Genomic DNA, 20,194 nt, shown 5'->3' with positions numbered 1-20,194 from the left:
TAGGATGGCCGGACGGCCGCGAACAGCCCCCGCCGTCAGTGCATCTTCGGCGCCAGGTTGATCGCCACGCACTGGAAGTTGGCGTCGTCGATCCACATCACCCGGCCGATCGCTTCGGCTTCCAGGCCGCAGCGCCCGTACCAGCGGGGCCAGGACGCGCCGGTCAGCGCGATCAACCTGGTGGCGCCCAGTTCGCGCGCGGACGCAGTCATCGCCTCGACCATCTTGTAATGGACCTTGCGGCGATACATCTGCGGGATGTCGTGGCTGACGAAAACGCGCGAGCATTCCCAGACCTGCGGATCGACAGGGGCCTCGCCGTCCAGCAGATCCTGCGGGATCGACCCGCCCAGGATGCCCTTTTGCGCGTCGCGGATCATATAGCTGTAGATCCCGCAGCGCGCCGTCGTCGGCGTCAGGCGGAAGCCCGCCAGAACCTCGCCCTTGTCATGGACCGCGATCCAGCGGCTTTGCGGCGTGTCATACTGGTCGAATTCCATGTCCTCGGCCTCGGGCAGATCCCAGTTCTTCTGGATGATGAAGCTCTGCTTGCGGGCGCGGAACAGCTTGGCGAACAGTTCGCCATGGTTGTGAAGGTTCGAAAAGGAAAGCGTGGTCGTCTGCATTGTCATTCTCCTGGGGTGTAAGGACAGCCCCTCGTTGCGTCCCGGATCCCCTGGGCGAACGCCTAAAGCAGGCGGTATTCCTTGGCCCTCTGCAACGCCTCGGCGGTCGTGCGGGCCTTCAGTCTTTCCCGGACTGAGATCAGCCTTGCCTTGAACGCGCTTTCGGTGATGCCAAGCTTGGCCGCCGCTGCCGCATGACGATCGCCCTCCGCGACGCAACGAAGGGCATCTTTCTGAGCCTTTGTCAGGCTCGCCGGCGGCTCCGTTGAATCGTGAAGCCGACGTACCGTGGTCGAGATCTCGGCGATCTCGTCATCCGTGAATTCGCGGTCGTCGCGGGCGAAGCTGGCGATGGTCCGGGAACTGATCGGCCCGCAAGAGACCGTCAGCCCGAACGTCAGGCCGTGGTTTGCCGCGTCCTTCAGGATGCTGAACGGATCCGGGATCGGCAGACTGGACCAGCGGCAGGCCCCCGTCGTCGAAAATCCCCAGGCGATCGTCGGATCGCGCAGCGCGTAGCCATTCTGGGAATAAAAATCCGCCCATTCCTGCGCGTATGTCTGAAATTGCATCAACGGGGCGGCAAAACGGATATGCAGCCCCACGAAATAGCCCGCCGGGGCAAGCTTCCCCAGTTTTTGCAGGCCAGCATTGATATCGGCGCGTGATGACATGACTTTTTAGACAAATTGCGTTCGAGGGCGTCAACGTACAAAGTAGTCTTGGAGCATAATAGTTGCCATATCCTTAATGGGATAGGAGATCCCGCCTATACGGCTGTCTCGCGACGTTCTGACGCTGCCCGTCTATCTTCGCCAGCAACTGCTGGCGATGCCCCCTGACGGCGGATGAGCGGCAAGACGCCGCCCGCGCGATTTCCAAGGCTATCAGCCCTCTGGCGCCCAGCCAACTGTGCCGCAACATCACGAAAAACGCCCCGCAACCGGATGGGCTGCGAGGCGTCTGATTCGCTCAGCCGACAGATGCGGCGTTATTCGGCCTCGGCAGCCTCGGCCTCGACGCGGGCACGGTCGGCCGCGCCCTTGGCCGAGGTGTCGCGGTCCACGAATTCGATGATCGCCATCGGCGCCATGTCGCCATAGCGGAAACCGGCCTTCAGGACGCGGACGTAGCCGCCCTGGCGGTCCTTGTAACGCTCGCCCAGAACGTCGAACAGCTTGGCGACATACTGGTCCTGCTTCAACTGCGCGGCGGCCTGGCGGCGGGCGTGCAGATCGCCGCGCTTGGCCAGCGTGATCAGCTTTTCGATGATCGGGCGCAGTTCCTTGGCCTTGGGCAGGGTCGTCTTGATCTGCTCGTGCTCGATCAGCGAGCCGGCCATGTTGGCGAACAGCGCCTTGCGGTGTTCATGGGTGCGGTTGAGGCGGCGATAGCCACGGGCGTGACGCATGATGATTCTCCGTTAACGTCTTTTGCTTTGTCCGGCGGCCCATGCGTGCGGGCCGCTCTCCTTGGGGCGGGATGCCCGGTCGTGCGGGGGCGGCGAACCGCCCCCGAATCCGTCAGAACTGGTCGTCGAAACGCTTGGCCAGATCCTCGATGTTTTCCGGCGGCCAGTCGACCACGTCCATGCCCAGGTGCAGGCCCATACCCGACAGCACTTCCTTGATTTCGTTCAAGGACTTGCGGCCAAAGTTCGGCGTGCGCAGCATCTCGGCTTCGGTTTTCTGGATCAGGTCGCCGATATAGACGATGTTGTCGTTCTTCAGGCAGTTGGCCGAACGCACCGACAGTTCCAGTTCGTCCACCTTCTTCAGCAGGCGCGGATCGAATTCCAGCCCGTCCTCGGCATCCTGGCGGTTGGCCGATTCGGGTTCGTCGAAGTTCACGAAGACCGACAGCTGGTCCTGAACGATGCGCGCGGCATAGGCCACGGCGTCCTCCGGGGTCAGCGAACCGTCGGTCTCGATCTTCATCGTCAGCTTGTCATAGTCCAGTACCTGCCCCTCGCGGGTCGGCGTGACTTCATAGCTGACGCGCTTGACCGGAGAGAAGATCGCGTCGATCGGAATCAGCCCGATGGGTGCATCCTCGGGGCGGTTCTTGTCGGCCGCGACATAGCCCTTGCCGGTCTGCACCGTCAATTCCATGTTCAGGTCGGCGCCGTCGTCCAGATGGCAGATGACGTGATCGCGGTTCAGGACGGTAATCCCGGCGGTTTCCTGGATATCGCCGGCCTTGACCTCGCCCGGTCCCTTGGCCGACAGGGTCAGGCGCTTCGGCCCTTCCACGTCCATCTTCAGCGTCACGCCCTTGAGGTTCAGGACGATGTCCGTCACATCCTCGCGGACGCCCGCGACGCTGCTGAATTCGTGCAGCACGTTGTCGATCTGAACCGAGGTGATTGCCCCGCCTTGCAGCGAGGACAGCAGCACGCGGCGCAGCGCGTTGCCCAGCGTCAGGCCGAAGCCCCGCTCCAGCGGTTCGGCGACCAGCGTGGCGGTGCGGGTGGCATCCGCACCCGGCTTGACAACCAATTGCGTCGGCTTGATCAGCTCGGCCCAATTCTTGTGGATCATGCGTTTGCCTCCATTCTTGCTTCCGCCCCATGTCCGTGGTCGGAAACGCCCGAGGTTGAAAACGGAAAAGACCGGACCGCGCGAGAGACGCGCGATCCGGGGAATCGCTACCTGAAAATCAGACGCGGCGGCGCTTCGGCGGGCGGCAGCCGTTATGCGCGATCGGGGTCACGTCGCGGATCGCGGTGATGTTGAAGCCGACCGAGGCCAAGGCGCGCAAAGCCGATTCGCGGCCCGAACCGGGGCCTTGCACTTCGACTTCCAGGGTGCGGACGCCGTGTTCCTGCGCCTTGCGGCCCGCGTCTTCGGCGGCCATCTGCGCGGCATAGGGGGTCGATTTGCGCGAGCCCTTGAAGCCCATGGTGCCGGCGGACGACCACGAGATCGCATTGCCCTGCACGTCGGAAATCAGGATCTTGGTGTTGTTGAAGCTGGAATTCACATGCGCAACGCCGGTGGCGATGTTCTTGCGTTCCTTGCGCTTCATGCGGGTCTTGTCGCGTGCCATGTCCGTTACCCCTTATTTCTTCTTGCCAGCGATGGGTTTTGCCGGGCCTTTGCGGGTACGGGCATTGGTGTGGGTGCGCTGGCCGCGGACCGGCAGGCCGCGACGGTGACGCAGGCCGCGATAGGAACCCAGGTCCATCATGCGCTTGATGTTCATCTGCCGTTCGCGGCGCAGATCGCCCTCGACCGTCAGGTTCGCGTCGATATATTCGCGGATTTGCAGCACTTCGGCATCCGACAGATCGTTCACGCGGCGGGCGCGGTCGATGCCGACGGCCTCGCAGATCTGTTCGGCATACATCGGGCCGATGCCGTGGATATAGGTCAGGGCGATCGGGACGCGTTTCCCGGTCGGAATGTTGACGCCAGCAATACGAGCCACGCGTTTTCCTTTATCGGTTGCGGTTCCGTAGCGCCGGAACCTTTTTTCACAACGTAAGGCCCGAAAGCCGTGCCTTCGGGCCGCTGATGGGCCACCCCTTCGACGGGTGATTCTCTTGCGAGATGCCGTGACTTAAAGGCCGTGGCCCATGGCGTCAAGTGCCGGTCGCGATTTCGCTTGACACAGGCAGCACACGGCCGATCTGGCGCGCAACCTCGTCCATTTCGGCCAGCCCGTCGACCGGGGCCAGCTTCCCCTTGGCATAGTAATAGCCGATCAGGGGCGAGGTCTTCTTGTAATATTCCAGCAGCCGGGTCTTGAGGCTGTCCTCGTTGTCGTCGGCGCGGCGGCGCAGGTCGGTCGAGCCGCAGACATCGCAGACGCCATGCTTGGCGGTGGGCTTGGTCTCGTCGTGATAGACCTCGCCGCAATTGCCGCAGGTGTAGCGGCCGGTGATGCGGCGGACCAGGGCTTCGTCATCCACCTGCATTTCGATCACGGCATCCAGCACCATGCCGGTTTCGTCCAGAAGCTGCCCCAGGGCGTCCGCCTGGGCCAAGGTGCGCGGGAATCCGTCGAAGATGAAGCCGTTGCCGCCTTCGGACAGCTTTTCGCGGATCAGGCCGATGACGATCTCGTCCGTCACCAGTTCGCCCCGGTCCATGACCTCGGCCACGCGCTTGCCCATCTCGGTCCCCGAGGACCGGGCGGCGCGCAGCATGTCGCCGGTGGACAACTGGACCAGCCCGCGTTCCTCGACCAGCTTGCGGGCCTGGGTTCCCTTGCCGGCACCCGGCGGCCCCAGCAGAATGATATTGATCGTCATCGTTGGTCTGTCCCCCTCGTCGGCCCGTCGGGCCGTTAGCGGCGCGACGGTGCGCGACGCGGCTTTGCGCTTCCCTCTTTGCGTTTACCACGCAACTGGGATTTCTCAATCAGGCCTTCGTACTGGTGGGCCAGAAGATGGCTTTGCACCTGGTTGATCGTGTCCATCGTCACCGACACCACGATCAGGACCGAGGTGCCGCCGAAGTAGAAGGGCACCGACCACTGGTGGCGGATGATTTCCGGCAGCAGGCAGACGGCCGCCAGATAGGCCGCGCCGATCACCAGCACGCGGTTGACGACATAGTCCAGGTATTCCTCGGTCCGCTTGCCCGGCCGGATGCCCGGAATGAAGCCGCCCTGGTTCTTGAGGTTGTCGGCCACGTCGTCGGACTTGAAGCTGACGTTGTGGGTATAGAAGAAGGCGAAGAAGACGATCATCGCCGCGAAGAAGATCAGATACAGCGGCTGGCCCGGCCCGAAATAGGCCAGGATCGTCGACATGATCGGCCCCGTCTGGTTGCCCGAGAAGGTGGAGATCGTCACAGGCAGCAGCAGCAGCGAGGATGCGAAGATCGCCGGAATCACGCCCGCCGGGTTGACCTTGATCGGCAGGTGCGACGACTGGCCGTCATAGATCTTCATGCCGACCTGGCGCCGGGGATACTGGATGCGGATCTTGCGCAGCGCGCGCTCCATGAAGACCACGAAGGCGATCACGGCGACGACCATCAGGATCACGCCCAGGATCACCGGGGTCGAGATCGCGCCCGACCGGCCCTGCGCAAAGAAGTTCGCCAGCGCCGCCGGGATTTCGGCCACGATGCCCACGAAGATGATCAGGCTGATGCCGTTGCCGATGCCGCGCGCGGTGATCTGTTCGCCCAGCCACATCAGGAACATGGTGCCGCCGACCAGGGTGATGACCACAGACGCCTGGAAGAACAGGCCCGGATCATGGGCCAGCCCGCCCGCCTCCAGCGACTTGGCCAGGCCATAGGCCTGGAACAGCGCCAGGGCCACGGTGCCATAGCGCGTGTACTGGTTGATCTTCTTGCGCCCCTGTTCGCCTTCCTTCTTCAACTGTTCCAGCGAAGGCACCATCGAGGTCAAGAGCTGCACGATGATCGAGGCCGAGATATAGGGCATGATGCCCAGAGCGAAGACGCCCATCCGGCCCAGGGCGCCGCCGGTGAACATCGACAGGATGCCGCCGATGCCCGCCTGTGCCTGGTCCATGAAGTTGCGCAGCGCGGCGCCGTCGATGCCCGGCACCGGGATATAGGTGCCCAGCCGATAGATGATCAGCAGCCCGATCGTGAACCAGATACGCTGGCGAAGTTCCGTGGCCTTGCCGAATGCGCTCCATGAAAGGTTCGCGGCCATCTGTTCTGCGGCTGACGCCATGTGTTTTACGTCCCGTGTCATGACAGCGCCGCCGACCCGTTTCCGGGGACCGGCGGCGCCAGGAAAACCTGTTCGCTATCTATGGGGCGGGAAGGCCCCGATCAACAGCTTATTCCGCCGCCGCTTCGGTCGCGACCGGCAGCGACACCTTGCCGCCCGCCTTCTCGACCGCCTCGACCGCCGCTTTCGACGCGCCGGTGACGCTGATGGTCAGGGCCGAGGTGACTTCGCCCTTGGCCAGCAGGCGGATGCCGTCCAGCTTGCGGCGCACCAGGCCCGAGGCGACCAGAGCGTCCTCGGTCAGGTCGGCCTTGGCGTCGATCTTGCCCGCGTCGATGAAGGACTGGATCTGGCCCAGGTTCACCACCGCAAAGGATTTCGCATTCGGCTTGGTAAAGCCACGCTTGGGCAGACGGCGGTACAGCGGCATCTGGCCACCTTCGTAACCGTTCAGCGCAACGCCCGAACGCGAGGTCTGGCCCTTGATACCCCGGCCGGCGGTCTTGCCCTTGCCCGAGCCGGGACCGCGCGCCACGCGTTTCTTCTTGCGGTTGGCGCCCTCGTTGTCGCGGATTTCATGCAGTTTCATGTCGCTTCTCCTAAGCCGGACGCACCCCCGAAGCGATGATGGGGCGGACACGGCATGTCGTGTTTCGTGAATCGGTGCCCATCGGCACCCGCGGGCGTATAGACGGAACGTCGGGCTGCGGCAAGTCCCGCCTTGCGCGGTCCACAAGCGGATGTGAGTTGCCCTTGCCGATGCCGGGCTTATCAGGAAACCATGACCCGCCCTGCCCTTTTCCTTGCCGCGCTGCTGTCGGCTCCGCTTGCCGCCCAGGCGGAACCCGCCTTCTGCACCGCGCGCATCAACGCCCGCGACGTGCCCCTGGCCTATGACCGGGACGAGCCGGGCCTGCGCGATCATTTCAGCCGCCGCGAGATCCTCTTTACCTCATGGGGCCGCGACACCTGTCCCAGCTATGTGGTGCTGCGCAGCCTGACGCCGGATCTGACGGACGATGAACGCGGCCCCTTCTGCCTGCGCCACGACAAGGCCAGCGATTCGATCATCGGTTACGACCTGGGCCGCCGCGATGCCTATGGCCGCTGCGAAACGCCCGCTAAGACGGTCTGCCAGCGAGTCAACCAGACCAAGAACGCCGCCGTCGCCATCACCGGGGCGGCCGCGCGCGGGGCCATCAACGGCGCCCGCGCCCTGCCCGACGGATCGGGGGCGGTGATCCTCAGCGGATCGCAGGGCTATATCTCGGGCGTGCTGTCCTCGATCGGCGGGGCGGCGGCGGCCATGGCTTCCTCTCCGGCGATCGTGGCGGGGGCGGCGGTATCGGTGGTGGCCGTCGGCGGTGCGGTCTACGCCTGCCGGGAATAGGCTAGAACTCCAGCCAGGTGCCGATCTTGAGGGCCGGTTCGCTGGGACCGGCCAGCGGCGCGACGATCCCGATCTCCAGCCGCGCCGGTCCCGCCAGGTCGTAGACCGCCGAACTGGCCAGCCTGGCCGAGAAGTCGCTGTCCTTGCGCGCCTCAAGCCGCAACTGGTTCACCAGGGCCCAGGCTGGCGAGGGGCGAATGCCGACCGTCAGATCCAGCTTGGTCACGATCTCGGGCGTCAGATAGGCGTATTCGACCTGAGTCATGCCCTGTCGGACCCTGACCTCCTCGGTCTTGCCCGCCACCTTGACGCGGGCCTCGGCGGTCAGCCAGCCGCCGTCCCACAGGCCCGAAAAGCCGCGCCCCCACATTAACGCAGCCTGGCTCAGCGGCAGCAACTGGCCGTCCCGCCGGATGGCGCCGAAACCCAACGCATAGGACAGCCTGTTCGGCCCCTGCCCGCCGTCCAGGGACTTCTGGTACCAGGCCATCGCAGTGGTTTCGCCGACATCGGTATGGCTGATCTCCAGACCCAGGGTGCGGCGTCGTGCCAGCCCGTATTCGGCATAGAACCCGGTAAAGGAGTTGCCCTCCCGGTCCCGTTCGCCGGTCAGCGCGATGAAGGCCTGCCCCGGTTCGCGCGGCCAGGGACCCGCCTGGGCCGGTCCGGCCATCGCCCCCGGAAAGGCGCAAGCAAACAGGGCGGGCACCAGATGCTTGCCAAGGGACATGGAACGCTCCTGACTCGGGACACGGAGTCCAGTCTAGATACAACCATCTGTTGTGGCGATCCGCCGCATACACGCCGCGCCGCTGCGTGCTTCCGCGGCAACACCCCGTCGCCGATGGCCTGTCCAAAAAGACAGGCCAATTCCAACAAGATTTGATCACCGGCGTGCTATTCTTGCCGCGTCACAAGTTCGCGGAGGAGTTCATGAAGCATTACGTCCTTGCGGCGCTTGCAAGCGCCGCGTTTGCCACGGCGGGTCAGGCCGCCACGCTGATCGACGGAAGCACGGCCGGATATTACAACAATGGCATCGGCACGGCGCTTGACGGCAGCAATCCTTTCGGCGGCAGCTGGATGTTCCCTGGCCCCAATGTCACTCAGGGCGATCCCTCGCTGGCCATTCCGGCGGGCAGCCCGCCCGACCTGACGCCGGCCGCGGCCGCTCTGGGGGCATGGCTGACGACGCCCGCGACTCCGGGCGGCACCTGGTCCGCGGGTCCGGTCGCCATTCCCGCGAGTTGGGCGATCAACACCGAGACGGCAATCATCTATGAGCTGGATGGCGGCAGCGGAGGGCTGAGCAATGTGCTGGCGTCCTTCGGGGTCGATAACGGTCTGTTCGTCTGGCTGAACGGCACGTTCCTGGGCGGGCATCTCAATGCGGGCGGGGTTTCGGCAGGTGAATTCACCCTGTCGTTGGGCAACCTGGGCAGCGGCCTGCACCATCTGCAAATCCTGCGCGAAGACCACGGAGGCGCCACCGGATACAGCGTCACGGTCACGGGCGATGTGAATCCGGCGCCGGTTCCGCTGCCTGCCTCGGGCCTGCTGCTGGCAGGGGGTGCCGCCGCGCTTGGCGCGTTGCGCCGCCGGTCGCGCCGCGCCTGACCCGATTGCCGACAAACGAAAACGCCCCGGATTTCTCCGGGGCGTTTTTGTTCGCGGTCCTTGCGGATTACGCTTTTTCTTCGATGATCGTCACCAGATGCGGGATCTTGGCGACCATGCCGCGGATCGAGGGGGTATCCTCCAGCTCGCGGGTGCGGTTCATCTTGTTCAGGCCCAGGCCCTTCAGCGTCTCGCGCTGGATGGCGGGGCGGCGGATCGGGCTGCCGATCTGCTTGACGACGATGGTTGCCATACGCCTGTCTCCTTACGCTTCGACGGTTTCGGCGGCGGCTTCGGCAGCAGGCTTGTTGTCCTGCGGCAGGATGTCGGCCACCTTCTTGCCGCGACGCTGCGCGACCGAACGGGGGCTGGCTTCCTTCTTCAGGCCGTCCAGCGTCGCGCGGATCATGTTGTAGGGGTTCTGCGACCCTTGCGATTTCGCAACGACATCCTGCACGCCCAGCATCTCGAACACGGCGCGCATCGGACCGCCGGCGATGATCCCGGTCCCCGGAACGGCAGTGCGCATGATCACCTTGCCCGCGCCATGGCGGCCTTCGATGTCATGGTGCAGCGTGCGGCCGTCGCGCAACGGCACGCGGACCAGGCTGCGTTTCGCCTGCTCGGTCGCCTTGCGGATGGCTTCCGGCACTTCCTTGGCCTTGCCCTTGCCGAAGCCGACGCGGCCGCGCTGATCGCCGACGACCACCAACGCCGCGAAGCCGAAGCGCTTGCCGCCCTTGACGGTCTTCGAGACGCGGTTGATCGCGACCAGACGATCCTGGAATTCCGGGTTTTCCTCGCGCTCTTCGCGGCGGCCCCGGCGGTTGTCACGTTCTGCCATATGGCATTCCTTGCATTCTGGCGCGCGATCCGCGCCGGTTGATGTCAATCCTGGTGGGCCACAGGATGATGGCCCCCGGATCATCGGGGCGGCGCGCCCTTGTAGGAAGGCGCCGCCCGCAGGATCAGAACTTCAGACCACCTTCACGGGCAGCGTCGGCCAGAGCCTTCACCTTGCCGTGGAAGATGAAGCCGCCACGGTCGAAGACGACCTCCTCGATCCCGGCGGCTTTCGCCCGCTCGGCGATCGCGGTGCCGATCTTGGCCGCGGCCTCGACGTTGTTCTTGCCGACCAGACCGAAGTCCTTCTCCAGCGTGCTGGCCGAGGCCAAGGTCACGCCGTTCAGGTCGTCGATGACCTGGACCGAGATGTTCTTCGACGAGCGGTGGACCGACAGACGCGGACGGCCGTTCGACATCGCCCGCAGCTTGTTGCGGACGCGCAGGCGGCGCTTTGCGAACAGCTCTTGCTTTTTCAGTGCCATTTCATGCGCCCCTTACTTCTTCTTGCCTTCCTTGCGGAAGACGAACTCGCCCTTGTAGCGGATGCCCTTGCCCTTGTAGGGCTCGGGGCGGCGCCACTCGCGGATGTTCGCGGCCACCTGACCAACAAGCTGCTGGTCGATGCCTTCCACAACGATTTCGGTCTGCTTCGGCGCCGTGATCGTCACGCCGTCCGGCGTTTCGAAGTTCACGTCGTGCGAATAGCCCAGAGCCAGCTTCAGGGTCTTGCCCTGCATCGTGGCGCGGTAGCCCACGCCTTGGATTTCCAGCTCTTTCTTGAAGCCTTCCGACACGCCGACCGTCAGGTTTTCCACCATCGAGCGGGTCAGGCCCCACTGCTGGCGGGCGCGTTTCGAGGTGCCGCGCGGTTTGACCGCGACCGCGCCTTCGTCCAGCACCAGATCCACATCGTCGGTCGCCGTGAAGCTGCGGGTGCCTTTCGGACCCTTCACCTCGATCGTCTGACCCTTGATCTCGGCCGTCACGCCCTTGGGCAGCACGACCGGCTTCTTACCAATCCGAGACATTCTGCCCTCCTTAGAACACGGTGCAGAGGACTTCGCCGCCGACATTGGCATTGCGAGCCGCTGCATCCGACATGACGCCCTTGGGGGTCGAGACGATGGACACGCCCAGACCCTGACGGACCTGCGGGATTTCCCGAGCGCCCGCATAAACGCGGCGGCCCGGTTTCGAAACGCGCGACAGTTCCCGGATGACCGGGGTGCCGTCGTGGTACTTCAGACCGATTTCCAGTTCCTTGTGACCGGCATCGGTGGTGACTTCTTCATAGCCGCGGATGTAGCCTTCGGCTTTCAGCACGTCCAGAACCCAAGCGCGCAGCTTGGAGGCCGGGGTGCGCACGGTCGATTTGCCGCGCATCTGCGCATTGCGGATGCGGGTCAGCATATCGCCGAGAGGATCGTTCATCGACATTGTGCCCCCTTACCAGCTGGATTTGACAAGGCCGGGGATCTGACCGTTCGAGCCGAGCTCGCGCAGCATGATCCGCGACAGTTTCAGTTTGCGGTAATACGCGTGCGGACGGCCGGTCAGTTGGCACCGGTTGTGCAGACGCGTTTCCGACGAATTGCGCGGCAGCTCGGCCAGCTTCAGCGAAGCCTTGAACCGCTCTTCCATCGGACGGGACTGATCGTTGATGACCTCTTTCAGAGAGGCGCGCTTGGCGGCGAACTTCGCGACCAGACGCTCGCGCTTCTTCTCGCGCTCGACCATGGATTTCTTTGCCATATCTCTTACCTCCGCGATCAGCTGTTGAAGGGCATGTTGAAATGCTTCAACAGCGCTTTCGCTTCGGCGTCGGTCGGCGCCGTGGTGCAGATGATGATGTCCATCCCCAGAACTTCGTCGACCTTGTCGAAGTTGATTTCCGGGAACACGATGTGCTCCTTCAGGCCCATGGCATAGTTGCCGCGGCCGTCGAACGAGGTGCCCTTCACGCCGCGGAAGTCGCGGACGCGGGGCAGCGCGATGTTGATCAGGCGGTCCAGGAATTCGTACATCCGGTCGCCGCGCAGGGTCACCTTGGCGCCCAGCGGCATTTCCTCGCGGACGCGGAAACCGGCGATCGAGTTCTTCGCCTTGGTGATCACGGCCTTCTGGCCGGCGATCAGCGACAGTTCCTCGGCGCCCTGCTTGACCTTCTTGGTATCCTTGACGGCCTCGCCGATGCCCATGTTCAGGACGATCTTGTCCAGACGCGGGATCTGCATGTCGTTTTTGTAGCCGAATTCTTCCTTCAGCGCGGCCCGGATCGTGTCGCGGTAAACCGACTTCAGGCGCGGCGTGTATTTGCTTGCGTCCAGCATCAGATCACGTCTCCCGTGGTCTTGGCGAAACGGACCTTCTGGTCGCCTTCCACGCGGAAGCCGACGCGGGTCGCTTTGCCGTTCTTGTCCAGCAGCGCCAGGTTCGACAGGTCGATCGGCATCGCCTTCGGCGTGCGGCCGCCCTGGGTCGTCTGGGTCTGACGCTGGTGACGGATGGCGATGTTGATGCCGTCGACCACGGCCTTGTTCTCTTTCGGGAACACGGCGGTGATTTCACCCTGCTTGCCCTTGTCCTTGCCGGCCAGCACGACGACCTTGTCGCCCTTTTTCAGCTTGGCAGCCATTACAGCACCTCCGGCGCAAGCGAGATGATCTTCATGAAGTTCTTCGCGCGCAGTTCGCGGACGACCGGCCCGAAGATACGGGTGCCGACCGGCTCGCCCTGGTTGTTCAGGATGACGGCGGCGTTGCGGTCGAAACGGATGGACGTGCCATCCTCGCGCTTCACTTCCTTGGCGGTGCGAACGACGACGGCCTTGCGGACATCGCCCTTCTTCACCCGGCCCCGCGGGATGGCTTCCTTGACGGACACGACGATGATGTCGCCCACCGACGCATAGCGACGGTGCGAACCACCCAGGACCTTGATGCACTGAACCCGGCGAGCGCCGGAGTTGTCAGCAACATCCAGATTGGTCTGCATCTGGATCATTTGGTTTCTCCCGACCTTTGGGGACCGGCCTTATTCCGGCCCCAGGGTTTCGATCATTTCTGATCTGTGATGATGGACTTACGCGGAAACCGCGTCGTCCGTCAGGACAGTCCAGCGTTTCGTCTTCGAGATGGGGGCGCATTCGACGATGCGAACCTCGTCGCCCACCTTGAACTGGTTGTTCGCGTCATGCGCCCGATATTTCTTGGACGAACGAACGGTCTTGTGCAGCAGCGGATGCTTGAAGCGGCGCTCGACCAGAACGGTGATGGTCTGCTCGTTCTTGTCGCTGGTGACGCGGCCTTGCAGGATGCGTTTGGGCATGGGCCGCTCCTCAGTTCGCTGCGGCGGCTTCGGCCGCCTTCTGGTTCAGAATGGTCTTCACACGGGCCACGTCGCGGCGCACGGCGCGCATCCGGGCAGTGCTTTCAAGCTGGCCGGTGGCCTGCTGGAAGCGGAGGTTGAAGGCCTCCTTCTTCAGCGCGATCAGTTGATCCTTCAACTGGTCGGGCGTCTTCGACGTCAGATCCTGCGCTTTCATGCGCTGTTCCTTTCAACATCACCGGAGAGCCCCTGCACGCAGGGCCACCCTGATTCCCGGTGGAGTTTCGTGATGAAGGCCGTCCCATACAGGCAACGGCCCTTTCCTGCAAGCCCTTTCCCGAATGGGCATGGGAAAACCCCGCCAGTCACCCGGCGGGGTCTGTTTCGAACGGGGGCAATGCCCCTGCCCTTACCAGTCTTCGCGCGCGACGATGCGGGTGAGGACCGGCAGCTTGTTGGCGCCCAGACGCAGCGCTTCACGGGCGATCTCGTCGGACACGCCGTCAATCTCGAACATGATGCGGCCCGGATGAACGCGGGCGGCCCAGAAATCGACCGAGCCTTTACCTTTACCCATCCGCACTTCGGTCGGCTTCGAGGAAACCGGCACGTCCGGGAAAATCCGGATCCAGACCCGGCCCTGACGCTTCATGTGGCGGGTGATCGCGCGGCGGGCCGCTTCGATCTGGCGGGCGGTCACACGCTCGGGCTCGGTGGCCTTAAGCGCGAAGGATCCGAAGTTCAGGGCGAAACCGCCCTTGGCTTCACCATGGATCCGGCCCTTGTGCTGTTTGCGGAACTTCGTCCGTTTCGGTTGCAGCATGATAAAGCTCCTTAACGCGCGTCGCGGTCACGGCGCGGACCACGCGGAGCCGGACCTTCCTGAGCCTCGGCGGCCTTGCGGTCGCGGGCCTGGGGGTCGTGCTCCATGATCTCGCCTTTGAAGATCCAGGTCTTCACCCCGATGATCCCGTAAGGGGTCGTGGCTTCGGCCAGCGCATAGTCGATGTCGGCGCGCAGGGTGTGCAGCGGCACACGGCCTTCGCGGTACCATTCCGTCCGTGCGATCTCGGCGCCGCCAAGACGGCCCGACACGTTCACGCGGATGCCCAGGGCGCCCATGCGCATTGCGTTCTGCACCGCGCGCTTCATGGCGCGGCGGAACGAGACCCGACGCTCGAGCTGCTGGGCGATCGATTCCGCGACCAGGGCGGCATCGACTTCCGGCTTGCGCACTTCGACGATGTTCAGGTGAACTTCGGACTTGGTGAAGTTCGCCAGCTTGTTGCGCAGGACTTCGATATCGGCGCCTTTCTTGCCGATGATCACACCCGGACGCGCGGCATGGATCGTCACCCGGCACTTGCGGTGCGGACGCTCGATGATCACGCGGCTGATGCCGGCCTGCTTGGCTTCCGTCTTGATGAAGTCCCGGATCTTCAGGTCTTCAAGCAGCAGGTTGCCATAGTCCTTGTCGTCGGCGTACCAGCGGCTGTCCCAGGTGCGGTTGACCTGGAGGCGCATACCGATCGGATTGACCTTCTGACCCATTACGCTTGCTCCTCGACTTGGCGCACCTTGATGGTGATTTCCGAAAACGGCTTCATGATCTTGCCATAACGGCCACGCGCCCGCGGACGGCCGCGCTTCATCACCAGGTTCTTGCCAACCCAGGCTTCGGCGACGACCAGGTTGTCGACATCCAGCCCATGATTGTTCTCGGCGTTCGCGATCGCCGATTGCAGGCACTTCTTCACGTCGCCGGCGATCCGCTTGTGCGAGAAGGTCAGGTCGGCCAGGGCCTTGTCCACCTTCTTGCCGCGGATCAACGCTGCTACCAGGTTCAGTTTCTGCGGCGAGGTGCGAAGCATCTTGGTCTTCGCGAACGCCTCGTTCTCCGCCACGCGGCGCGGATTGGTTTCCTTACCCATGACGATTACTTCCTCTTGGCTTTCTTGTCCGCCGCGTGGCCGTAATAGGTCCGCGTGGGCGAATATTCACCGAATTTCTGGCCGATCATTTCCTCGGTGACGGCAACGGGGATATGCTTCTGCCCGTTATAGACGCCGAAGGTCAGGCCGACGAATTGCGGCAGGATGGTCGAGCGGCGCGACCAGATCTTGATGACGTCGGATTTCCCCGAGTCGCGGGCCTTTTCCGCCTTCTTGAGCACATAGGCGTCAACAAAGGGGCCTTTCCAGATAGAACGTGCCATAGGTCAGCGCCCCTTCTTCTTCGCGTGACGCGAACGCAAGATATACTTGTCGGTCGCCTTGTTGCTGCGGGTCTTCTTGCCCTTGGTGTCCTTGCCCCAGGGCGTGACCGGCGTGCGGCCACCCGAAGTCCGGCCCTCACCACCACCATGCGGGTGGTCGATCGGGTTCATCGCAACACCGCGAACGCTGGGACGGATGCCCTTGTGGCGGTTGCGGCCGGCCTTGCCCAGGTTCTGGTTCGAATGGTCGGCATTCGACACGGCGCCGATGGTCGCCATGCATTCCTGGCGGACCAGACGCAGCTCGCCCGAGGACAGGCGGATCTGGGCATAGCCGCCGTCGCGGCCGACGAACTGGGCATAGGTGCCTGCCGAGCGGGCGATCTGGCCGCCCTTGCCGGGCTTCAGCTCGACGTTGTGGACGATCGTGCCGATCGGCATGCCGCTGAACGGCATGGCGTTGCCGGGCTTCACGTCGACCTTGGCGCCCGCGACGACCTTGTCGCCGACGGCCAGGCGCTGCGGCGCCAGGATATAGGCGCGCTCGCCATCCTCATAGCCGATCAGGGCGATGAAGGCGGTGCGGTTGGGATCGTATTCGATCCGCTCGACCACGGCGGCCATGTCGAACTTGGTGCGCTTGAAATCGACGATGCGATACAGGCGCTTCGCCCCGCCGCCCTTGCGGCGCATGGTGATCCGTCCGGTGTTGTTCCGACCGCCGTTCTTGGTCAACCCCTCGGTGAGGGACTTGACCGGGCGACCTTTCCAAAGCTCCGAACGGTCGATCAGAACCAGCCCGCGCTGGCCAGGCGTCGTCGGTTTATACGACTTCAATGCCATCTTTCTGTCTTCCGTTGCTTTGGACCAGGGTGGTCCGTTGTCGTCAAAAGATCGCGGCCCCGGTTGCCCAGGGCCGCAGATTCCCGCCTGCTATCAGAGTCCGGTGGACACGTCGATAGTGTTGCCCTCTTCCAGGGTCACATAGGCCTTCTTCACGTCGCTGCGACGGCCCAGGATGCCCCGGAACCGCTTCTGCTTGCCCTTGGTGATGGTGGTGTTGACCGCCTTCACCTTGACGCCGAACAGGGCCTCGACCGCCTGCTTGATCTGCGGCTTGCTCGAGTCCTTGGACACCTGGAAGACCACGCCGTTGTTTTCCGACGTCATGGTGGCTTTTTCGGTGATGATCGGCTTGACGATCACGTCGTAATGTTCGGCTTTCGCGCTCATTTCAAACGAGCCTCCAGAGCTTCGACACCCGACCGCGTGATCACCAGCGTATCGCGCTTCAGGATGTCATACACGTTGGCGCCCATCGACGGCAGGATGTCCACGCCTTCGATGTTGCGGGCGGCGCGGGCGAAGCCTTCGTTGACCTCGGCCCCGTCGATCACCAGCACGCGCTTCCAGCCGTTTTCCTTGACGGCCTTGGCGACAGCGGCGGTCTTCGCGTCGGCAAGGTTCAGATCCTCGACGATCACCAGTTCACCGGCCGTGGCCTTCGCGGACAGGGCATGGCGCAGGCCCAGGGCGCGCACCTTCTTGGGCAGGTCGAAGGCGTGCGACCGGGGGGTCGGGCCTTTGTAGACGCCGCCGTGGCGGAAGATCGGCGCCTTGCGGGAACCGTGGCGGGCGCCGCCGGTGCCTTTCTGGCGATAGATCTTCTTGGTCGAATAGCTGACATCCGACTTGCCCAGCACCGAATGGGTGCCCGCCTGCGCCTTGGCGCGCTGCCAGCGGACGACGCGTTGCAGGATGTCGCCGCGCGGCTCCAGCCCGAAGATCTCGTCCGCCAGCTCGATTTCACCGGCCTTGCCGGTGTCCAGCTTGATCACATCGAGTTTCATTGTTTATCTCCTTCGGGCGCAGCATCCGCACCATCAGAAGCCTTGTCGGCGTTCGGATCGGCAGCTTCCTTGTCGGCCTCGATCGAAGCCTGCGCCTCGGCCAGGGCGGCCTCCTCGGCGGCGGCGGCTTCGGCGGCGGCAGCCTCGCGGGCGGCCTCCTCGGCGGCGGCGGCTTCGGCGGCGGCGGCTTCGGCCAGGCGGCGGGCTTCGTCAGCGGCCGATTTCAGCGCGGCGGGATAGATCACGTTCTCGGGCGCCGCTTTCTTCACGGCGTCCTTGATGGTGACCCAGCCGCCCTTCGAACCGGGAACCGAGCCCTTGACCATGATCAGGCCACGGTCGGCATCGGTGCGCACGACTTGCAGGTTCTGCGTGGTGACACGGACGGCGCCCAGGTGACCCGCCATCTTCTTGCCCTTGAACACCTTACCGGGATCCTGGCACTGGCCGGTGGACCCATGCGAACGGTGGCTGATCGACACACCGTGCGAGGCGCGCAGACCGCCGAAATTGTGACGCTTCATGGCGCCCGCAAAGCCTTTACCGATCGAGGTGCCGGCGATGTCCACGTACTGACCGGCGAAGTAATGGTCAGCGGTGATTTCCTCGCCCACGTTGATCAGGTTTTCCTCGGCCACGCGGAATTCCGCGATCTTGCGCTTGGGCGCAACGCTGGCCTTGGCAAAGTGGCCGCGCATCGCGGCGGTGGTGCGCTTGGCCTTGGCGGTCCCGGCGCCCAGCTGGACGGCGGTATAGCCGTCGCGCGCGACGGTGCGCTGATCGACGACTTGCAGGTTGTCCAGTTGCAGGACGGTCACGGGAACCTGACGACCGTCTTCCAGGAACAGACGGGTCATGCCCAGTTTCTTGGCGATGATACCAGTACGCAGCATGGTCGCCTCCTTACACCTTGATCTCGACATCCACGCCGGCGGCGAGGTCGAGCTTCATCAGAGCGTCAACGGTCTGCGGGGTCGGATCGACGATGTCCAGAAGGCGCTTGTGGGTGCGGATTTCCCACTGGTCGCGCGACTTCTTGTCGATGTGCGGGCCGCGCAGAACGGTGAATTTCTCGATCTTGTTCGGCAGCGGAATCGGGCCGCGGACGGTCGCGCCGGTGCGCTTGGCGGTGTTGACGATTTCCTGGGTGCTGGCTTCCAGCACGCGGTAATCGAACGCCTTCAGCCGGATGCGGATATTCTGACTTTGCATAGTCATCCCTCTGACGGGGAGTTCCAGTCGAGAGGCTGACGACGCACCACGCGGCGCCAGCATCGGACCGTATAAAAAAGTGCAAGGCCGCCCAGAAGGCGGCCGCGCGCAGGACAGGCGAATCTCGTCCTGGGGCGGATCCGGCTGCGATGGGGGCCTATAGCCGTTTTGGCGGGCCAGCGTCAAGGCCGGATCGCCGGAATCGGCGCCTTCCAATAAACAAGGCCGCCTCCTTGTGGGAGACGGCCCTTTTGGGTGTGGTGTTTGGGTCAGATCACTTGATGATCTTCGAGACCACGCCGGCGCCGACGGTGCGGCCGCCTTCGCGGATCGCGAAGCGCAGCTTTTCCTCCATCGCGATCGGCGCGATCAGCTCGACCTCGAACTTCAGGTTGTCGCCCGGCATCACCATCTCGGTGCCCTCGGGCAGCTTCACCGTCCCGGTCACGTCCGTCGTGCGGAAGTAGAACTGCGGGCGATAGTTCGCGAAGAACGGCGTGTGGCGGCCGCCTTCCTCCTTGGTCAGGATATAGGCCTCGGCCTCGAAGGTCGTGTGCGGGTTCACCGATTTCGGCTTGCACAGCACCTGGCCGCGCTCGACACCGTCGCGGTCGATGCCGCGCAGCAGGACGCCCACGTTGTCGCCGGCCTCGCCGCGATCCAGCAGCTTGCGGAACATCTCGACGCCGGTGCAGGTGGTCTTCTTGGTGTCGCGGATGCCCACGATCTCAAGCTCGTCGCCCACGTTCACCGCGCCGCGCTCGATCCGGCCGGTCACGACCGTGCCGCGGCCCGAGATCGAGAACACGTCCTCGATCGGCATCAGGAAGGGCTGGTCCACGGCGCGCTCGGGCGTCGGGATGTATTCGTCGACCGCCGCGATCAGCGCGCGGATCGAATCCTCGCCGATCGCCTGGTCGCGGCCTTCCAGAGCGGCCAGCGCCGAGCCCTTGATGATCGGAATGTCGTCGCCCGGATAGTCGTAGGAGGACAGAAGCTCGCGCACCTCCATCTCGACCAGTTCCAGCAGCTCCTCGTCATCGACCTGGTCGACCTTGTTGAGGTAGACGACCATGTAGGGGATGCCCACCTGGCGGCCCAGCAGGATGTGCTCGCGCGTCTGCGGCATCGGGCCGTCGGCGGCGTTCACCACCAGGATCGCGCCGTCCATCTGCGCCGCGCCGGTGATCATGTTCTTCACATAGTCCGCGTGGCCGGGGCAGTCCACGTGGGCGTAGTGGCGGTTTTCCGATTCGTATTCCACATGCGCGGTCGAGATCGTGATCCCCCGAGCCCGCTCCTCGGGCGCGCCGTCGATCTGGTCATAGGCGCGGAATTCGCCGAAATACTTCGTGATCGCAGCCGTCAGCGTCGTCTTGCCGTGGTCAACGTGACCAATCGTGCCAATGTTGACGTGCGGTTTCGTCCGTTCAAACTTTGCCTTTGCCAT

At 64.1% G+C, this 20,194-nt stretch carries 33 protein-coding genes; 2 read left to right on the top strand and 31 right to left on the bottom strand.

The window, feature by feature from the left end; all coding sequences use genetic code 11:
* Positions 1-35 precede the first annotated feature (35 nt).
* The 9 genes from ACTJI6_RS15820 to rplO form a co-directional block, all read right to left on the bottom strand.
* The gene (locus tag ACTJI6_RS15820; RefSeq protein WP_126156020.1) at positions 36-626 is read right to left on the bottom strand and encodes an acyl-homoserine-lactone synthase; all 591 of its coding nucleotides are present in this window, start codon (positions 624-626) and stop codon (positions 36-38) included.
* 62 nt (positions 627-688) lie between these two features.
* Positions 689-1,300: a helix-turn-helix transcriptional regulator gene (locus tag ACTJI6_RS15815; protein ID WP_126156019.1), complete on the bottom strand. Its 612-nt coding sequence runs from the start codon at positions 1,298-1,300 to the stop codon at positions 689-691.
* Positions 1,301-1,617: 317 nt separating this feature from the next.
* Positions 1,618-2,037 (bottom strand): 50S ribosomal protein L17, encoded by a 420-nt coding sequence (gene rplQ / locus ACTJI6_RS15810; protein ID WP_126156017.1) that lies wholly within the window; start codon positions 2,035-2,037, stop codon positions 1,618-1,620.
* Between the two features lie 112 nt (positions 2,038-2,149).
* Complete coding sequence (locus ACTJI6_RS15805; protein WP_103173011.1) at positions 2,150-3,166, bottom strand: DNA-directed RNA polymerase subunit alpha; 1,017 nt, start codon at positions 3,164-3,166, stop codon at positions 2,150-2,152.
* A gap of 118 nt (positions 3,167-3,284) precedes the next feature.
* Positions 3,285-3,674 carry a 30S ribosomal protein S11 gene (rpsK, locus tag ACTJI6_RS15800; RefSeq protein ID WP_089386342.1) on the bottom strand — a complete coding sequence of 130 codons (390 nt, stop codon included), beginning with the start codon at positions 3,672-3,674 and terminating at the stop codon, positions 3,285-3,287.
* A gap of 12 nt (positions 3,675-3,686) precedes the next feature.
* Entirely contained in the window at positions 3,687-4,055 is a 369-nt protein-coding gene (gene rpsM, locus ACTJI6_RS15795) for a 30S ribosomal protein S13 (protein WP_089386341.1), read from the bottom strand.
* Between the two features lie 154 nt (positions 4,056-4,209).
* Positions 4,210-4,881 (bottom strand): adenylate kinase, encoded by a 672-nt coding sequence (locus tag ACTJI6_RS15790; RefSeq protein ID WP_126156016.1) that lies wholly within the window; start codon positions 4,879-4,881, stop codon positions 4,210-4,212.
* Positions 4,882-4,916: 35 nt separating this feature from the next.
* Positions 4,917-6,287: a preprotein translocase subunit SecY gene (secY, locus tag ACTJI6_RS15785; protein WP_126156015.1), complete on the bottom strand. Its 1,371-nt coding sequence runs from the start codon at positions 6,285-6,287 to the stop codon at positions 4,917-4,919.
* Between the two features lie 109 nt (positions 6,288-6,396).
* Complete coding sequence (rplO, locus tag ACTJI6_RS15780; RefSeq protein ID WP_126156014.1) at positions 6,397-6,876, bottom strand: 50S ribosomal protein L15; 480 nt, start codon at positions 6,874-6,876, stop codon at positions 6,397-6,399.
* Between the two features lie 192 nt (positions 6,877-7,068).
* Between rplO and ACTJI6_RS15775 the strand changes: the two genes are divergently transcribed.
* Positions 7,069-7,677, top strand: coding sequence for a hypothetical protein (locus ACTJI6_RS15775; RefSeq protein ID WP_440801997.1), 609 nt, complete (start codon positions 7,069-7,071; stop codon positions 7,675-7,677).
* Position 7,678: 1 nt separating this feature from the next.
* Here ACTJI6_RS15775 and ACTJI6_RS15770 read toward each other — a convergent pair whose 3' ends face one another.
* Positions 7,679-8,407: a hypothetical protein gene (locus tag ACTJI6_RS15770; protein WP_440801995.1), complete on the bottom strand. Its 729-nt coding sequence runs from the start codon at positions 8,405-8,407 to the stop codon at positions 7,679-7,681.
* A gap of 203 nt (positions 8,408-8,610) precedes the next feature.
* Here ACTJI6_RS15770 and ACTJI6_RS15765 point away from each other — a divergent pair, with 203 nt between their 5' ends.
* Positions 8,611-9,294: a VPLPA-CTERM sorting domain-containing protein gene (locus tag ACTJI6_RS15765; protein ID WP_440801992.1), complete on the top strand. Its 684-nt coding sequence runs from the start codon at positions 8,611-8,613 to the stop codon at positions 9,292-9,294.
* Positions 9,295-9,361: 67 nt separating this feature from the next.
* Here the strand turns inward: ACTJI6_RS15765 and rpmD are convergent, their stop codons facing one another.
* From rpmD to tuf, 21 genes are all read right to left on the bottom strand, one after another.
* Positions 9,362-9,547 carry a 50S ribosomal protein L30 gene (rpmD, locus tag ACTJI6_RS15760; RefSeq protein WP_103173018.1) on the bottom strand — a complete coding sequence of 62 codons (186 nt, stop codon included), beginning with the start codon at positions 9,545-9,547 and terminating at the stop codon, positions 9,362-9,364.
* 12 nt (positions 9,548-9,559) lie between these two features.
* On the bottom strand, positions 9,560-10,138 hold the full coding sequence (rpsE, locus tag ACTJI6_RS15755; RefSeq protein WP_126156010.1) for a 30S ribosomal protein S5: 579 nt from the start codon (positions 10,136-10,138) through the stop codon (positions 9,560-9,562).
* A 124-nt stretch (positions 10,139-10,262) separates the two neighbouring features.
* Positions 10,263-10,622 carry a 50S ribosomal protein L18 gene (gene rplR, locus ACTJI6_RS15750; protein ID WP_126156009.1) on the bottom strand — a complete coding sequence of 120 codons (360 nt, stop codon included), beginning with the start codon at positions 10,620-10,622 and terminating at the stop codon, positions 10,263-10,265.
* A 12-nt stretch (positions 10,623-10,634) separates the two neighbouring features.
* Positions 10,635-11,168 carry a 50S ribosomal protein L6 gene (gene rplF, locus ACTJI6_RS15745; RefSeq protein WP_440801990.1) on the bottom strand — a complete coding sequence of 178 codons (534 nt, stop codon included), beginning with the start codon at positions 11,166-11,168 and terminating at the stop codon, positions 10,635-10,637.
* Between the two features lie 10 nt (positions 11,169-11,178).
* Complete coding sequence (gene rpsH, locus ACTJI6_RS15740; protein WP_126156007.1) at positions 11,179-11,577, bottom strand: 30S ribosomal protein S8; 399 nt, start codon at positions 11,575-11,577, stop codon at positions 11,179-11,181.
* Between the two features lie 9 nt (positions 11,578-11,586).
* Positions 11,587-11,892: a 30S ribosomal protein S14 gene (rpsN, locus tag ACTJI6_RS15735; RefSeq protein ID WP_126156006.1), complete on the bottom strand. Its 306-nt coding sequence runs from the start codon at positions 11,890-11,892 to the stop codon at positions 11,587-11,589.
* Positions 11,893-11,909: 17 nt separating this feature from the next.
* The gene (gene rplE, locus ACTJI6_RS15730; RefSeq protein WP_126156005.1) at positions 11,910-12,470 is read right to left on the bottom strand and encodes a 50S ribosomal protein L5; all 561 of its coding nucleotides are present in this window, start codon (positions 12,468-12,470) and stop codon (positions 11,910-11,912) included.
* A complete protein-coding gene (gene rplX, locus ACTJI6_RS15725; protein ID WP_126156004.1) occupies positions 12,470-12,775 on the bottom strand; it encodes a 50S ribosomal protein L24 in 306 nt (101 codons plus the stop codon). Before rplX ends, rplE begins: the two co-directional genes overlap by 1 nt.
* Complete coding sequence (gene rplN / locus ACTJI6_RS15720) at positions 12,775-13,143, bottom strand: 50S ribosomal protein L14 (protein WP_010400243.1); 369 nt, start codon at positions 13,141-13,143, stop codon at positions 12,775-12,777. The genes rplX and rplN overlap by 1 nt, the downstream gene beginning before the upstream one ends.
* A gap of 78 nt (positions 13,144-13,221) precedes the next feature.
* Positions 13,222-13,467, bottom strand: a complete 246-nt coding sequence (gene rpsQ, locus ACTJI6_RS15715) for a 30S ribosomal protein S17 (protein WP_440801985.1) — start codon at positions 13,465-13,467, stop codon at positions 13,222-13,224.
* A gap of 10 nt (positions 13,468-13,477) precedes the next feature.
* Positions 13,478-13,684, bottom strand: a complete 207-nt coding sequence (gene rpmC / locus ACTJI6_RS15710) for a 50S ribosomal protein L29 (RefSeq protein ID WP_126156002.1) — start codon at positions 13,682-13,684, stop codon at positions 13,478-13,480.
* 192 nt (positions 13,685-13,876) lie between these two features.
* Positions 13,877-14,290, bottom strand: coding sequence for a 50S ribosomal protein L16 (rplP, locus tag ACTJI6_RS15705; protein ID WP_126156001.1), 414 nt, complete (start codon positions 14,288-14,290; stop codon positions 13,877-13,879).
* Positions 14,291-14,301: 11 nt separating this feature from the next.
* The gene (gene rpsC / locus ACTJI6_RS15700; protein WP_126156000.1) at positions 14,302-15,018 is read right to left on the bottom strand and encodes a 30S ribosomal protein S3; all 717 of its coding nucleotides are present in this window, start codon (positions 15,016-15,018) and stop codon (positions 14,302-14,304) included.
* Entirely contained in the window at positions 15,018-15,398 is a 381-nt protein-coding gene (gene rplV, locus ACTJI6_RS15695; RefSeq protein WP_440801981.1) for a 50S ribosomal protein L22, read from the bottom strand. The genes rpsC and rplV overlap by 1 nt, the downstream gene beginning before the upstream one ends.
* A 5-nt stretch (positions 15,399-15,403) precedes the next feature.
* Positions 15,404-15,682 (bottom strand): 30S ribosomal protein S19, encoded by a 279-nt coding sequence (gene rpsS, locus ACTJI6_RS15690; RefSeq protein ID WP_126155998.1) that lies wholly within the window; start codon positions 15,680-15,682, stop codon positions 15,404-15,406.
* Between the two features lie 3 nt (positions 15,683-15,685).
* A complete protein-coding gene (gene rplB / locus ACTJI6_RS15685; RefSeq protein WP_126155997.1) occupies positions 15,686-16,525 on the bottom strand; it encodes a 50S ribosomal protein L2 in 840 nt (279 codons plus the stop codon).
* Positions 16,526-16,618: 93 nt separating this feature from the next.
* Complete coding sequence (locus ACTJI6_RS15680; protein ID WP_126155996.1) at positions 16,619-16,915, bottom strand: 50S ribosomal protein L23; 297 nt, start codon at positions 16,913-16,915, stop codon at positions 16,619-16,621.
* Entirely contained in the window at positions 16,912-17,532 is a 621-nt protein-coding gene (gene rplD, locus ACTJI6_RS15675) for a 50S ribosomal protein L4 (RefSeq protein WP_126155995.1), read from the bottom strand. The genes ACTJI6_RS15680 and rplD overlap by 4 nt, the downstream gene beginning before the upstream one ends.
* Complete coding sequence (rplC, locus tag ACTJI6_RS15670; protein WP_440801979.1) at positions 17,529-18,425, bottom strand: 50S ribosomal protein L3; 897 nt, start codon at positions 18,423-18,425, stop codon at positions 17,529-17,531. The genes rplD and rplC overlap by 4 nt, the downstream gene beginning before the upstream one ends.
* A gap of 10 nt (positions 18,426-18,435) precedes the next feature.
* On the bottom strand, positions 18,436-18,744 hold the full coding sequence (gene rpsJ / locus ACTJI6_RS15665; protein WP_089386317.1) for a 30S ribosomal protein S10: 309 nt from the start codon (positions 18,742-18,744) through the stop codon (positions 18,436-18,438).
* A gap of 274 nt (positions 18,745-19,018) precedes the next feature.
* The coding region (tuf, locus tag ACTJI6_RS15660; protein ID WP_440801977.1) for an elongation factor Tu at positions 19,019-20,194 on the bottom strand (1,176 nt) is incomplete at its 5' end.

Source organism: Paracoccus sp. 22332, assembly GCF_052045125.1.
Taxonomy (GTDB): domain Bacteria; phylum Pseudomonadota; class Alphaproteobacteria; order Rhodobacterales; family Rhodobacteraceae; genus Paracoccus; species Paracoccus haematequi_A.
The sequence above is the reverse complement of the archived record's forward strand: the minus strand, read 5'-3'. Positions and strand labels throughout refer to the sequence as shown.